Here is a 12940-nt window from a genome sequence, read left to right as displayed (position 1 = left end):
GTATCTCGTGCAACGTGTGCGCACCAAGATTATTCCGAAACGGATGCCGCGACCTCGCTCAGTCCGCGCACTCCGGTGCTCAGTCGAGCCGCAGCCGGTCGACGGCCGCCTGGATCGCGACGGCGGCCGCGCCGCGCGCCCACGCGGTGAAGGCCGAGTCATCGACGAAGAGCCGAACGGGCTCCGCCCGCGGATCCCGCCCCGCGGAGATCGCCGCGCGCACGCGTTCCTCGCCGATCGCGTAGAGCCCGATGCCCTCGCCGGCGAGCACCGCCGCAGTCTGGAAGGTGAGATTGGCCGCGAGCGCGATGAACCGGCCGAGCGCGTCGGCCGCGGCGTCGACCACCGTCACGGCGGCAGGTTCACCCGCGGCGGCGAGTGCCAGCACCTCGCCGTAGCTCACGGGGCGCTGCAGTGCCGCCGACACCTGCGCGGCGATCGACCCCGACGTGAGCATGGCCTGCGAGCAGCCACGATGGCCGGCCTGGCAGAGCGGACCGTTGTCACTCAGGGGGATGTGGCCGCCCAGACCGAGCCCCGCCTCCGCCGTGCGCACCACCTCGCCGCCCACGACGAGGCCGTAGCCGACGCCCGCACCGATGGTCAGCACCACGAATCCGGAGATGCCCCGACCGAGCCCGAACCAGCGCTCGGCCTCGGCGAGCGCGACGAGGTCGTTCTCGAGCGCGACCGGAACACCGAGATGCTGCTCGAGCAGCGACGCGAAGGCGACATCCTCCCACTCCAGGAACGGGGCGTATCGCACGGTGCCCGCGTCGACGGCTCCGCCGAGCGCGACGCCGACTCCGACGAGCGAGTCGATGTCGAGCGCGCGGATCGCCTCGGCGATGCGTGCCGCGACCATCACGGGTTCGTGCGTGTCGAGCGGCAGCGTGCGCTGGGCGAGGAGCCCCGCACGAACGTCGGTGACGACCACTTCGATCGCGTCGCCGGTGATCTTCACTCCGGCGAAGCTCCCTAGGCCCGGCGCGACGTCGAGCGGGCGCACCGGCCGCCCGACCGACCCGTCGGCGAGGTCGTCGAGTTCGACGAGGTACCCGCGATCGAGGAAGGGCTTCGCGAGTCGAGTGAGGCTCGCAGGCGAGAGCCCCAGGCGGGTCGTCAGTGCGCTGCGAGCGATCGGGCCATGGATGAGCACGGCTCGGGCGAGTGCGCGCTCGCTGTCGGTCAGCATCCTCGTCGATCTCCCATCCGGGCCGAAATGCTTTCAGTCTGGCACGAATCGCACTGCTGAAGCGGGACAACCGCGCATGATCCGCCTCTTGCTCCCTTTATTACTTCCATGGTAGAACTAACTCCATGCACAGCACCGACAGGCAGCTCGCCGCCGAGCACACCGTCTCTGCCCCGGATCCTCGCGTTCTCCACCTCGGCCGGGGAGGAACGAGTGTCGTCATCGATCTCGATGCCGCCCCCGCGCCGGCCATCGTTCATTGGGGCGCCGCTCTCGCGGATTCGACGCCGGAGACGCTCCGCTCGCTCGCCATCGCCGCCCGAGCACAGCGCGTGTCGGGAGGTCTCGACGCGACGCCCGCGCTGACGCTGCTCCCCACCGGCGCCGAGGGCTGGTTCGGAACCCCCGGTCTCGAGGGTCACCGCGAAGGCTCGGGGCTGAGCACCAGGCTGGCGCTGGCCGATGTGCAGGCCGGCGACCACCGCGCGAGCATCGCTCTCGCCGACGCCGAGGCGGGCCTCGCGGTGCGCGTGGAGGTGAGGATCGGCATGAGCGGCCTGTTCCACCAGCGCATCACCGTGCGCAACACCGGTGGCACGCCCTACACGCTGCAGTCGGCACATCCCACCTTCCCCCTGCCCTGGGACGCCACCGAAGTCTTCGACACGACGGGCCACCACCTCCGCGAGCGCTCACCGCAGCGTCGCACCCTGGGCATCGGCTCCCACGTCCGCGAGAGCCGTCGCGGCCGCACCGGCGCCGACTCCGCGATCCTGCTCGCGGCCGGCCGGCCGGGCTTCGGCTTCGAGCGGGGGCGCGTGCACGGCATCCACGTGGCCTGGAGCGGCAACCACCGGGTCATCGCCGAGCGGACGACCACGGGCGACGCCTTCCTCGCGGGCGGCGAGCTGCTGCTGCCGGGCGAGGTCGTGCTGGCCGCCGGCGCCGCCTACAGCTCCCCCTGGGTGATCGGCTCGTGGGGCGACGGCCTGACCGAGCTCTCGGCGCGCTTCCACGCCGAGTGGCGCGCGCGCCCGCAGCATCCGCGGCGAGCCCGCCCTGTCACGCTCAACACCTGGGAGGCGGTCTACTTCGACCACTCCCTCGAGCGCCTCACCGCACTCGCCGATGCCGCGGCATCCGTCGGCATCGAGCGTTTCGTCCTCGACGACGGCTGGTTCGAGGGCCGTCGCGACGACACCGCCGGACTCGGCGACTGGACGGTCGACACCGACGTGTGGCCGGACGGCCTGCACCCGCTGGTCGACCACGTGCGCGCGCTCGGCATGGAGTTCGGCATCTGGGTCGAGCCCGAGATGGTCAACCCCGACAGCGACCTCGCGCGCCGGCATCCGGACTGGATCCTGCGGGGACGGATGTCGCTGCCACCATCGGCACGCCAGCAGCAGGTCCTCGACCTCGCACACCCGGAGGCGTACGCCCACATCGCCGAGCACCTGCACGCGCTCCTCGACGAGTACCCCATCGCGTATCTGAAGTGGGACCACAATCGCGACCTCGTCGACGCGGCGACTGGACCCGCCGGCTCCGCCCGGGTCCACGAGCACACGCTCGCGGTCTACCGCCTGCTCGACGAGCTCAAGGCGGCGCACCCCGGACTCGAGATCGAGAGCTGCGCCTCCGGTGGCGCGCGCGTCGACCTCGGGATCCTGGACCGCACCGACCGCGTCTGGACCAGCGACAGCCTCGATCCGCTCGAGCGGCTCGACAACCAGAAACACACCGGCATCGTGGTGCCGCCCGAGATGCTCGGCATGCACCTGACGACCCCCGTCGTCCACTCCTCCGGTCGCACGGTCTCCGTCGGCCTCAGCGGCGCTGTCGCCCTGCTCGGCCACTTCGGCATCGAGTGGGATCTGACGACCCTCGACGACGCCGGTCGTGCCGAGGTCGCAGAGTGGGTCGCGCTGGCGAAGCGCCTGCGCCCGCTCGTCGCGTCCGGTCGTGTGGTTCATGTCGACGGCGTCGAGCCGGGGATCGACGTGCGCGGTGTGGTCGCGGCGGATGCGTCATCCGCCGTGTTCACCATCGTCCAGACCGCGACGAGCACCACCTACCCGCCCGGACGCATCCGGATGCCGGGACTCGAGCCGGCATGGACGTACCGGCTTCGCGTCCTGACGCGCGACCGAGACGACGCCGGGCAGTCTTCCCTCGAATGGGCCGAGACCACGACGGTGCTCACCGGGCTGCAGCTCGCCGAAGTGGGCGTGCGCCCACCCGTGCAGCGCCCGCAGCAGGCGATGGTCGTCGAACTCATCGCCGAGAACTGAACACTCCCCACCCCACGCGCAAGGAGGCGCACGATGAGAACCATTCACCGACGATGGATCCGGCCGTTCGCGGTCGCGGTCGCCGCCGCAGCCGCCGTCGCCGTCGGCGGCTGCGCCCAGAACCCCGCCGACGGCGTGACGACCCTGAACTTCTTCCAGTTCAAGGGCGAGGCGCTCGAGGACTTCAACGAGATCATCGCGGGCTTCGAGGCGGAGAACCCCGACATCAAGGTGGTCCAGAACCAGGTCGCGGATGCCGATACGGCGATCCGAACGCTGCTGGTGAAGGATCGCATCCCCGATGTCATCACCCTCAACGCGAACGGCAACTTCGGCCGGCTCGCCCAGGCCGGCGTGTTCTACGACTTCTCGAACGAGCCGGTGCTCGACACGATCAGCCCCGCCGTGCAGGACATCCTCGCCGACCTCGGCACCTACGGCGACGAGGTGAACGGGCTCGGCTACGTCAACAACGCCAACGGTGTGATCTACAACCAGGACATCTTCGAGGAGCAGGGGCTGGAGGTCCCGCAGACCTGGGACGAGTTCATCGCCGTGTGCGACGCACTGCAGGATGCCGGCATCCAGCCGTTCTACGGCACGCTCGCGGATTCGTGGACCGGCATTCCCTCGTGGAACGCGCTGGGAGCCTACCCGGCGCAGGACGGCTTCTTCGACAAGATGCGCGAAGAGGGCGAGAACGTCGGCCCCGACTCCGAGGTGTCATTCGAGAAGGACTTCGCCGAGGCGATGGATCGCCAATACCAGCTGTACTCGTACATGCAGGACGGCTACCGCGGCAAGACCTACGACGACGGCAACGCCGCGTTCGCACGCGGCGAGTCGGCGATGCTGCTGCAAGGCATCTGGGCCACCAACCCGATCAAGCAGGTGAACCCCGACATCCGGATGGGGATCTTCCCCTACCCCACCGACGAGCCGGGTGAGAGCCTCCTCGTCTCGGGCGTCGACGTCGTCTTCACCCTCGGAAAGGACAGCCCCAAGCACGACGCGGCGATGCGCTTCATCGACTACGTGTTCCAGCCGGAGGTGATCGAGAAGTTCGCCGCCTCGCAGAACATGGTGCCCTCGGTCGAGGGCGCCGAGCTCAGCGACGATCCCGCGCTGCAGTCGGTGCGGCCGTACTTCGAGGATCAGCGGATCACCGGCTTCATCGACCACCAGATCCCGCCCGCCCTTCCGCTCATCCCCACCGACCAGCAGTTCCTGTTCGACGGGGACGCCCAGAAGGCGCTCCAGACCCTCGACAGCGAGTGGGCCAAAGTGGCCGCCCGCACGATCCCCGTGACGGGAGAATGACATGGCCACCACCCTCACCCAAGCCGTTCGGTCCACTCCGGTCGGCACCGCGCGCAAGCGTGCGACCCGCACGCGCAGCGACTCCTCGCGTGCCCTCCCCACCTACTACTGGATGGTGTGGCCCGCGGTCATCGCGTTCGCCGCGTTCCACACCCTCCCGGTCGTGGTGGGCATCTTCTTCAGCTTCACGAACTACGCCGGCTATGGCGCCTGGAACTTCGTGGGTCTGTCGAACTACCTCAACCTGTTCAAAGACGACCGCGTGCTGCAGGCCTATGGCTTCTCGTTCCTGTTCGCCATCGTCGCGACGATCCTCACGAACGTGTTCTCGCTGGCGATCGCCCTCGGACTGAACGCGAAGATCAAGGCGCGAAACTTCTGGCGCGGCGTGTACTTCGTGCCCTACATCCTCGCGATCCTCGTGATCGGCTACGTGTTCCAGTTCTTCTTCTCGAACTCGCTGCCGAAGATCCTCTCGGGCATCCCGCTGTTCCGCGACAACATCCTCACCAACGAGACGTGGGCGTGGACCGCGATCGTCGCACTCGCCGTCTGGCAGGCGTGCGCCTTCGCGATCATCATCTACCTGTCGGGGCTGCAGACGATTCCGTCGGAGCTGTACGAGGCGTCGTCCCTCGACGGCGCCAGCCCGTGGCGGCAGTTCCGGTCGATCACCTTCCCCCTCATCGGCGCCTTCTTCACCATCAACGTGGTGCTGAGCCTCAAGGGGTTCCTCCAGGTCTTCGACCCGATCGTCGCCCTCACCAACGGCGGCCCGGGCACGTCGACCGAATCGGTGACGCTGCTCATCTTCCGGGGCGGCTTCTCGGGCGGCGAGTTCGCCTACCAGACGGCCAACGCGGTGATCTTCTTCATCGTGATCACCGTCGTCTCGCTCTTGCAGTTCCGGGTCCTTCAGCGCAGAGAGGCCGACTTCTGATGACCACCATGACCAACACCGCGTCCCAGCTCGAGCAGGAGGTCGACGCCGTCACGGCGAACGATCGCCGCAAGCGTCGCAGGGAGCCTGACGATGACACGCGCAAGACCAACTGGTGGGCGACGGCTCTCATCGCGGTGTGCTCGCTCACCGTGCTGATCCCGCTGTACCTGGCGGTCGTCGTCGCTCTCAAGACGCCGGATCAGCTGACCGAGGGCACCGGGTTCGAACTGCCGAACCCGATCCGGTGGGAGAACTTCGCTGACGCCTGGGTGCGGACGAGCTTTCCGCAGGCGCTGCTGAACACGGCGATCATCACCGTCGGCTCGGTGGCGTTCACACTGCTGACGAGCTCGATCGTGGCGTACGCGCTGGCACGCAACATCCATCGCCCGTTCTTCAAGGGCGTGTTCTTCTACCTGCTGGCGGCGCTGTTCATCCCGTTCCCGATCATCATGCTCCCGCTCGTCAAGCAGACGTCCATCCTGGGACTCGACAACCAAGCGGGCATGATCATCCTCTACACGATCTACGGGCTGTCGCTGAACATCTTCATCTACACGGCCTACATCCGCTCGATTCCGATCGAGCTCGAAGAGGCCGCACGCGTCGACGGCGCCTCGACGTGGAGGGTGTTCTGGCAGGTGATCTTCCCGCTGCTCATGCCGATGAACGCGACGGTCGGCATCCTCACGTGTGTGTGGGCGTGGAACGACTTCATCATGCCGCTCGTCGTGCTCACCGAGCCCTCGGCGCGGACGCTGTCGCTCGCGCAGTACGTCTTCCAGGGGCAGTTCAACACCGACTACACGGTGGCGTTCGCGTCCTACCTGATGGCGATGGCGCCGCTGCTCATCGTCTACATCTTCAGCCAGCGCTGGGTGATCTCGGGCGTCACGCGGGGCTCGATCAAGTGAGATAAGGGGTGGATGCCGCGGCCCGCGGCATCCACCCCTCACTGCGCGTCGGCGAAGAGCCGCAGCATGTCGCGCGTGAGCTGGTGCGGGGCGGTCTCGCACGGCGCGTGGCCAGTCGGATACGTCGCGACGCGGGCGCCGATGCGCGCGGCGTAGGCCTCGTGCTGCGCCTGCGGCCAGAGATCCTGGTCGCCGACGGCGATGAGCTTCGGGATGCCGGTGGCCGCCACGTCGTCGGCGAAGTCGGGCGTCGTCATCATGAGGCCGACGACGTCGTCGATGCACGCACGACCGGTCACGCCGAGACGCTCGCGCACGAAGGCGATGCGTCCCGGGGGTGTGCGGTTGAGGTTGTAACGGATGCCCCACAGGATCAGGCCCGCCGCGCGATGGGGGGACATGTCGGAGATCGGCCCGATGTGCTTCACGCCGCGGAACACCTGCCCGGTCGCGGGCGGGGCGGCCATGAGCGTCAGACTGCGGAAGAGTTCGGGACGCGCGACGAGCGCGAGTTCGGTGACCAGCCCCGCGAAGCTGTAGCCGAGGACGTGCGCCGCACCGCCGTCCTCGAGGATCGCGACGAGGTCGTCGACGAACAGCGCGTAGTCGTACGCGTCGCGCGGGGGGTCGAGGTGCTGCGGGCCGGCGGCGGCCGACTCGTAGTGGCCTGCGATGTCGTACGACTCGACCCGGTATCCGGCGGCGGCGAGCAGCGGGAACAGCAGGACGAAATCCTCCTTGGATCCGGCCACGCCCGGCACGAGCAGCACGCGGGGCGCATCGGGGTCGCCCAGGCGCACTCGCGCGAGGCCGCCGCTCGGAGCACGGAAGACATCGCGCTCGGTGCCGGCGGGGAACACGTGCCAGTCGCGGTCGCCAATGGCCTGGTCGCGTTGGAGAGCGTCGTCGATCGTCGTCATCGCGCCTGCGAGACTACCCCTCGGGAAGGCCGTCGAGCTCGTTCTGGCGCGGCGCGTAGTCGATGTGGCCGCCGTCGGCGTCGAACGCCTGCACCGGCCGGCGCGCCGACCACGCCTCCCAGCCCGGATCGCCGTCGACCACGAACGACACCCACGCCCCGTGCATCGCGTCGGCCAGGGTCTGCGGTCCGTCGGGACCGCCGATGCCGATCGCGTCGGGCTCGCCCAGCCGGTCGAACACGAACCCGAGTTCCATGACGTGCGCGGCGCCCAGCGCGTCGACGGGGCTCCGCCACCGGAACTCGTACACCCACGTGGGCGACGCGTCCGCGCCGACGCGGCTGTCGGCGAACCGCGTGATCGGACCGCGCAGCAGCATGTCGGTGATCACCTCGCCCAGCACCTCGCCCGGCTTCGCGCCGTATCGGCGCGCACGGTGGGCACGCACGATGCGGGCAGGGACCCGGGCTGCCAGCCGCGCGAGGGCGACGGTGAGCCAACTCGCCTTGTCGACCGCCCCCGACGGCACGAGCCACAGCCGGTACTCCTCGCTCGTCGAGCCGATGAGCACCGGGATGCCGCGGCCCTCGCCCTCGATCAAGGCGTGCAGCGGATTGCGGGGCACGGCCTCGCCGCCGATCGCCAGCGCGACCGTCGGCCCGCCGCCGAGGGGCGAGCCGCCCGCGGCGAGCGCGGTCTGCTGCGCGACGAGCTCGTCCGCCGGCACGGACGAGAATCCCGCACGGGTGGTGGCCACCTCGAGGCGCTTCGCGATCTCGCGCGACATGCGGCCCGCCTTCTTGGGCGGCCGGGCCTCGAGCGGACCGGACTGCAGGATCGCGCGGTCGAACAGCTCCTTCGCGTGCGGGAGGGCGAGGAGAGCCGTCAGGGTGTTGGCGCCCGCCGAATGCCCCATCACGGTGACCCGGGCGGGGTCGCCGCCGAACGCTGCGATCTCGCTGCGCACCCAGCGCAGGGCCGCCTGCTGGTCGAGCACGCCGAGGTTCTGCGGCACGTCGTCGAGGACCGCGAAGCCCTCCTGCCCGAGCCGGTACTGGATCGAGACGTGCACGATGCCGTGCCGCGCGAAGCGCTCGCCGTCGTAGGTGGGAAGCGCCGTCGTCCCGCGCGTGAGCGCACCGCCGTGCACGAACACCAGCACGGGCAGCGCCGCGCCCGGCGCACGGTCCGCGGGCGCCCACACGTTCACGGTGAGGATGTCGTCGCCGGGCACCTCGACGGAGTCCAGGTACTTCGCGATCGCGGGGCTGTACGGACGCTGCGGTGCGGTCGGGCCGAAGGCCGAGGCATCCCGCTCCCCCTCCCAGGCCTGCGCGGCCTGCGGAGCCCGGAAGCGGCGCTCACCCACGGGCGGGGCAGCGTAGGGGATGCCCAGGAAGCGGTCGAGCGCACCCTCGCGGGTGCCGCGGACGGCGCCGGTGCTCACCGTCACGACGGGACGGGTGGTCGCCGAGTCCGTCGAGCCCGCGTGGGTCGCAGCATCCGTCATCGGTGATTCCCTCCCGGCGACCGCCGTCGGCACGCTCGTACTCAGACTCAGCCAGCGCGGGACTCGGTGTCAAGCGAAAGCGCGGCGCGCAGCACGCGGCTAGTGTGGTCTGCGCCCCGGCGAGAGGTGACGATGACCGGCAGCAGCGTTCCGCCCCCGGCGACGGCGACCCCCACGGGATCCGTCGCCCGTCCGCGGCGCCGCACGCCGTTCTGGGACAACGCGCGCTTCGCGTGCATCGTGTTCGTCGTGCTCGGCCACGCGGTGCAGCGGCTGACCTACGACTCCGACATCGCGCTGGGCCTGTACCTCGTCATCTACGCGTTCCACATGCCGGCATTCGCGATCATCTCGGGCTACTTCTCGAAGTCGGACGCCCCGACCAAGACGCAGATGGCGCGCGTGATCACCGACATCCTGGTGCCGTACCTCGTGTTCGAGGGACTGTGGACCCTCACCAAGTGGATCGTCGAGGGCCAGGCGAACCCGAACATCACCCAGCCGTCGTGGACGCTGTGGTTCCTGCTTGCGCTCGGCATCTTCCGGCTCGTGCTCCCCTATCTCGCGCTGCTGCGATGGCCGCTCGTGTGGACCGTGGTGATCTCGATCGGCGCGGGCTACCTGCCCAACATCGGCTCGACCTTCTCGCTGTCGCGGACGCTGGGCCTCCTGCCCTTCTTCACGCTGGGCTGGTGGCTGCGCGAGCACGACATCGTCGCGCGCCTTCGGCTGCTCGACCGGCGGCCGTGGTGGGCGCTCGCCGGGGGCCTCGGGCTCTTCGCCGTCGCCGGCTGGGCGGCGTGGTTCTTCGTCGACGACTGGCGCGCGATGAACCTCAGGGAGTGGCTCTTCTACGACGAGAACTACGCGTCGATCGGCGGCACCCAGTGGTGGGCCGGCGGCGTGCGCCTCGCACTGATGGGCGTCGCGGTGGTGCTGTCGGCCGCGTTCTTCGCGCTCGTGCCGCGCGAGACGCACTGGTGGACGCACTTCGGCCAGTACACGATGTACGTCTATCTGCTGCACTCGTTCGTGCTCTACCCGTTCCGCGAGAACGGCCTGCTGCGCAACGCCGAGCCGACGTGGCTCTGGCTGCCTCTCGTGATCGTCGGGTCCGTGCTCATCGCGCTCGGACTCGCGACCAGACCCGTGCGCCGCGTCTTCCGCCCGCTGGTCGAGCCGCGCCCCACGTGGCTGTTCGCCGACGCCACGCTCGCCCGGCGCGAAGGCCGCCGCAACGACCCCACAGGTTCGCGCCGACCGCGGGAGGAATCGCGGATGCCGCGACCCGATCCGCGGCAGAACGGCTGACTCCGTTCCGAAACCCCTGGACAAGAGGGGGTTGTGCGGCGCGCCCGCAGACCATATGTTAACGGCGAATCACATTCGTCCTGGATGGATCGACACGCGGGAACCGGCGTCGAGGATGACGCCGGGCGTGATCCGTCCCCTGTCGGGAAGCGGGTACCCCCATGCCTGAAATGACCAGACGTTCCGTCCTGACCCTGGGAGCAGCGCTCGGGCTCGCCGGTGTCGCCGTCCCCAAAGCGGCGTGGTCGTGGTCGCCCGCCGGGTCGGTGCTCGGCACCGGCTCGGGCGTCGACCCGCAGTGGGTCTGGGACGACGACCTCGACCGCATCATCGCCGCCATGATCAGCAACGGCCAGACCGCCGCCGTCAACGACGCGATCCTCCCCTGGGTCAACAACTGGCAGCCGGTCCCCACCGGGCTGCCGCCGGAGCTGGCGAGCTTCCTCCAGAGCTCGACGCAGCTGCCGGCGTGGGCCGACCGGACGAAGCTGCGGCGCGCGGCCGACTTCAACCGCCGCAAAGACACGTACCTGTTCCTGATCTACGGCATCGGCGGCGGCATCATGAGCACCGTCATCCCGCGTGAGGCGCGCTCGGTGTATCACTCCAAGGGCGGCGCCGACATGCAGGACCGCGCGGCGAAGACGTTCAGCTTCGGCTACGACCTCAGCGACATCAACGCCTTCGAACGGACCGGCCAGTTCATGGTGACGTCGAACAAGACGCGCATGGTCCACTCCGCCGTGCGCCACCTCCTGCCGCAGTCGCCGCACTGGCAGGCGAGCGGCCACGACGAGCAGATCCCGATCAGTAACCACGACATCCTCGTGACGTTCCACAGCACCGGCACCTTCGCGCACAAGAAGCTGAAGGAGTGGCGGGTGCCGATGTCGACGGCCGACCAAGACGCCTTCCTGCACTCCTGGCAGGTGGCGCTGCACTTCCTCGGCGTGCACGACGAGTACATCCCGGCGACGTGGGACGCGGCGCACGCGCAGGCCGCGCAGATCCTCACGCCCAAGCTCTCGTGGACCCCCGAAGGCCAGGAGCTCGCCGAGACGCTCCTCGGTCTCACTGCGCAGGTCGACCTCGGCGTGACGCGCGGCTTCCTCAACGAGTTCGTCCGCTATCAGCTCGGCAACGACATCGGCGACTGGCTGGGCCTCAAGCGCGACTACGTGTCGGCCGCGACGATCCGGGTCGGCTGGCCGAGCTACATCGCGTTCCGCGAGGGGCTGCTGCCGCTCATGCCCGCGAACTTCTACCTGTTCGACCAGCTGCTGCGCGGCATCGCCATGGCGTTCCTCAACCGGGGGCAGTCGGGGTTGACCACTCCGATCACGATCCCCGACATGAACCGCCCGACCCCGTGAGGACCGCGATGGCCGGGCCGCACACCGGCCCGGTCATCGCGGCGGTAACCCTCGGCAACAAACGGGACGGATGCTGCGACCGCCGCCTACTCTCGCACCATGACCGACCTCAACCTGCCGATCCTCGACCTCTCCCGGCTCGACGCGGGCCCCGAGGCGGCCGCGCAGTTCCGCGATGACCTGCGCGCCGCGACCCACGACGTCGGCTTCTTCTACCTGACCGGCACGGGAGTGTCCCCCGAGCTGGAGGCACGCCTGCACGGGGCGGCGCGCGACTTCTTCGCCCTCCCCGAGGCAGACAAGCTCGCGATCGAGAACGTCAACAGCCCGCACTTCCGCGGCTACACCCGCGTCGGCGGCGAGCGCACGCAGGGCAAGGTCGACTGGCGCGAGCAGATCGACATCGGTCCCGAGCGTGAGGCCGTCACCGACGCCGACGCCCCCGACTTCTCACGCCTCATCGGCCCGAACCTGTGGCCCGACGCGCAGCCCGAGCTCCGCGAGGTCGTCTCGGAGTGGCACGACCACCTCTCGGGGGTCGCCCGCCGGCTGCTGCGCGCGTGGGCGCTGTCGCTCGGCGCCCCCGAGAACTACTTCGACGAGCACTTCGGCGAGCCCTCGACGCTCATCAAGATCGTCCGCTACCCCGGCAAGGAGGACCCCACGCCGCAGCAGGGCGTCGGCGCCCACAAGGACTCGGGCGTGCTGACGCTGCTGTGGGTCGAGCCCGGCACGGGCGGCCTGCAGGTGGAGCGGGACGGCGAGTGGGTAGACGCTCCCCCGGTGCCCGGCGCGTTCGTCGTCAACATCGGCGAGCTGCTCGAGTACGCGACGCAGGGCTACCTCATCGCGACGAAGCACCGCGTGATCTCGCCCCGGTTCCCCGACGACCGCATCTCGGTGCCGTTCTTCTTCAACCCCGCCCTCGACAAGCGCCTGCCGCTCATCGAGCTGCCCGTCGAGCTCGCGGCGCAGGCGCGCGGAGTGACGCAGGATCCGTCCAACCCGATCCACGCGCTCTATGGCGAGAACGCGCTGAAGTCGCGACTGCGCGCGCATCCCGATGTCGCCGAGATCCACCATGCGGATCTCGTCGCGGCCCGGGCCGCAGCATCCCTCTGATCGCTTCCTAGTCCTTGCACGACCTCTGCGGCGCCCGC

10 protein-coding genes are annotated in these 12940 nt (G+C 69.6%); 7 read left to right on the top strand and 3 right to left on the bottom strand.

All coding sequences use genetic code 11. The annotated features are described in order from the left end of the window. Positions 1–79: 79 nt before the first annotated feature. Positions 80–1195 (bottom strand): ROK family protein, encoded by a 1116-nt coding sequence (locus ACFC1I_RS14515; RefSeq protein WP_376010660.1) that lies wholly within the window; start codon positions 1193–1195, stop codon positions 80–82. Between the two features lie 125 nt (positions 1196–1320). Between ACFC1I_RS14515 and ACFC1I_RS14510 the strand changes: the two genes are divergently transcribed. Genes ACFC1I_RS14510 through ACFC1I_RS14495 form a run of 4 tightly spaced genes read left to right on the top strand, consistent with a single transcriptional unit; the run spans position 1321 to position 6666 of the window. Next, a complete protein-coding gene (locus ACFC1I_RS14510; protein WP_376010658.1) occupies positions 1321–3489 on the top strand; it encodes an alpha-galactosidase in 2169 nt (722 codons plus the stop codon). Positions 3490–3522: 33 nt separating this feature from the next. Next, the gene (locus tag ACFC1I_RS14505; RefSeq protein WP_376010655.1) at positions 3523–4809 is read left to right on the top strand and encodes an ABC transporter substrate-binding protein; all 1287 of its coding nucleotides are present in this window, start codon (positions 3523–3525) and stop codon (positions 4807–4809) included. Between the two features lies 1 nt (position 4810). Further along, on the top strand, positions 4811–5749 hold the full coding sequence (locus tag ACFC1I_RS14500) for a carbohydrate ABC transporter permease (RefSeq protein ID WP_376010653.1): 939 nt from the start codon (positions 4811–4813) through the stop codon (positions 5747–5749). Then, positions 5749–6666, top strand: a complete 918-nt coding sequence (locus ACFC1I_RS14495; RefSeq protein WP_376010651.1) for a carbohydrate ABC transporter permease — start codon at positions 5749–5751, stop codon at positions 6664–6666. Before ACFC1I_RS14500 ends, ACFC1I_RS14495 begins: the two co-directional genes overlap by 1 nt. A gap of 38 nt (positions 6667–6704) precedes the next feature. On the opposite strand, the gene ACFC1I_RS14490 is transcribed toward ACFC1I_RS14495, so the two are convergent. Both ACFC1I_RS14490 and ACFC1I_RS14485 read right to left on the bottom strand, forming a co-directional pair. Then, a complete protein-coding gene (locus ACFC1I_RS14490; RefSeq protein ID WP_376010648.1) occupies positions 6705–7586 on the bottom strand; it encodes an alpha/beta fold hydrolase in 882 nt (293 codons plus the stop codon). A 13-nt stretch (positions 7587–7599) separates the two neighbouring features. Continuing rightward, positions 7600–9096: a carboxylesterase/lipase family protein gene (locus tag ACFC1I_RS14485; protein WP_376010646.1), complete on the bottom strand. Its 1497-nt coding sequence runs from the start codon at positions 9094–9096 to the stop codon at positions 7600–7602. Between the two features lie 132 nt (positions 9097–9228). Here ACFC1I_RS14485 and ACFC1I_RS14480 point away from each other — a divergent pair, with 132 nt between their 5' ends. The 3 genes from ACFC1I_RS14480 to ACFC1I_RS14470 all read left to right on the top strand — a co-directional run bounded on the left by ACFC1I_RS14480 (position 9229) and on the right by ACFC1I_RS14470 (position 12902). After that, on the top strand, positions 9229–10407 hold the full coding sequence (locus ACFC1I_RS14480; protein WP_376010643.1) for an acyltransferase family protein: 1179 nt from the start codon (positions 9229–9231) through the stop codon (positions 10405–10407). Positions 10408–10577: 170 nt separating this feature from the next. Continuing rightward, complete coding sequence (locus ACFC1I_RS14475) at positions 10578–11780, top strand: oxygenase MpaB family protein (RefSeq protein ID WP_376010641.1); 1203 nt, start codon at positions 10578–10580, stop codon at positions 11778–11780. Between the two features lie 99 nt (positions 11781–11879). Beyond that, positions 11880–12902, top strand: coding sequence for an isopenicillin N synthase family dioxygenase (locus ACFC1I_RS14470; protein ID WP_376010638.1), 1023 nt, complete (start codon positions 11880–11882; stop codon positions 12900–12902). Positions 12903–12940: the final 38 nt, after the last annotated feature.

The organism is Microbacterium sp. NPDC056044 (genome assembly GCF_042267145.1).
GTDB lineage: Bacteria > Actinomycetota > Actinomycetes > Actinomycetales > Microbacteriaceae > Microbacterium.
The sequence above is the reverse complement of the archived record's forward strand: the minus strand, read 5'-3'. Positions and strand labels throughout refer to the sequence as shown.

Bases quoted from the DNA above. Each gene is read 5' to 3' on its own strand.
- ACFC1I_RS14515 (WP_376010660.1), bottom strand. From the start codon at position 1,195: ATGCTGACCGACAGCGAGCGCGCACTCGCCCGAGCCGTGCTCATCCAT.
- ACFC1I_RS14510 (WP_376010658.1), top strand. From the start codon at position 1,321: ATGCACAGCACCGACAGGCAGCTCGCCGCCGAGCACACCGTCTCTGCC.
- ACFC1I_RS14505 (WP_376010655.1), top strand. From the start codon at position 3,523: ATGAGAACCATTCACCGACGATGGATCCGGCCGTTCGCGGTCGCGGTC.
- ACFC1I_RS14500 (WP_376010653.1), top strand. From the start codon at position 4,811: ATGGCCACCACCCTCACCCAAGCCGTTCGGTCCACTCCGGTCGGCACC.
- ACFC1I_RS14495 (WP_376010651.1), top strand. From the start codon at position 5,749: ATGACCACCATGACCAACACCGCGTCCCAGCTCGAGCAGGAGGTCGAC.
- ACFC1I_RS14490 (WP_376010648.1), bottom strand. From the start codon at position 7,586: ATGACGACGATCGACGACGCTCTCCAACGCGACCAGGCCATTGGCGAC.
- ACFC1I_RS14485 (WP_376010646.1), bottom strand. From the start codon at position 9,096: ATGACGGATGCTGCGACCCACGCGGGCTCGACGGACTCGGCGACCACC.
- ACFC1I_RS14480 (WP_376010643.1), top strand. From the start codon at position 9,229: ATGACCGGCAGCAGCGTTCCGCCCCCGGCGACGGCGACCCCCACGGGA.
- ACFC1I_RS14475 (WP_376010641.1), top strand. From the start codon at position 10,578: ATGACCAGACGTTCCGTCCTGACCCTGGGAGCAGCGCTCGGGCTCGCC.
- ACFC1I_RS14470 (WP_376010638.1), top strand. From the start codon at position 11,880: ATGACCGACCTCAACCTGCCGATCCTCGACCTCTCCCGGCTCGACGCG.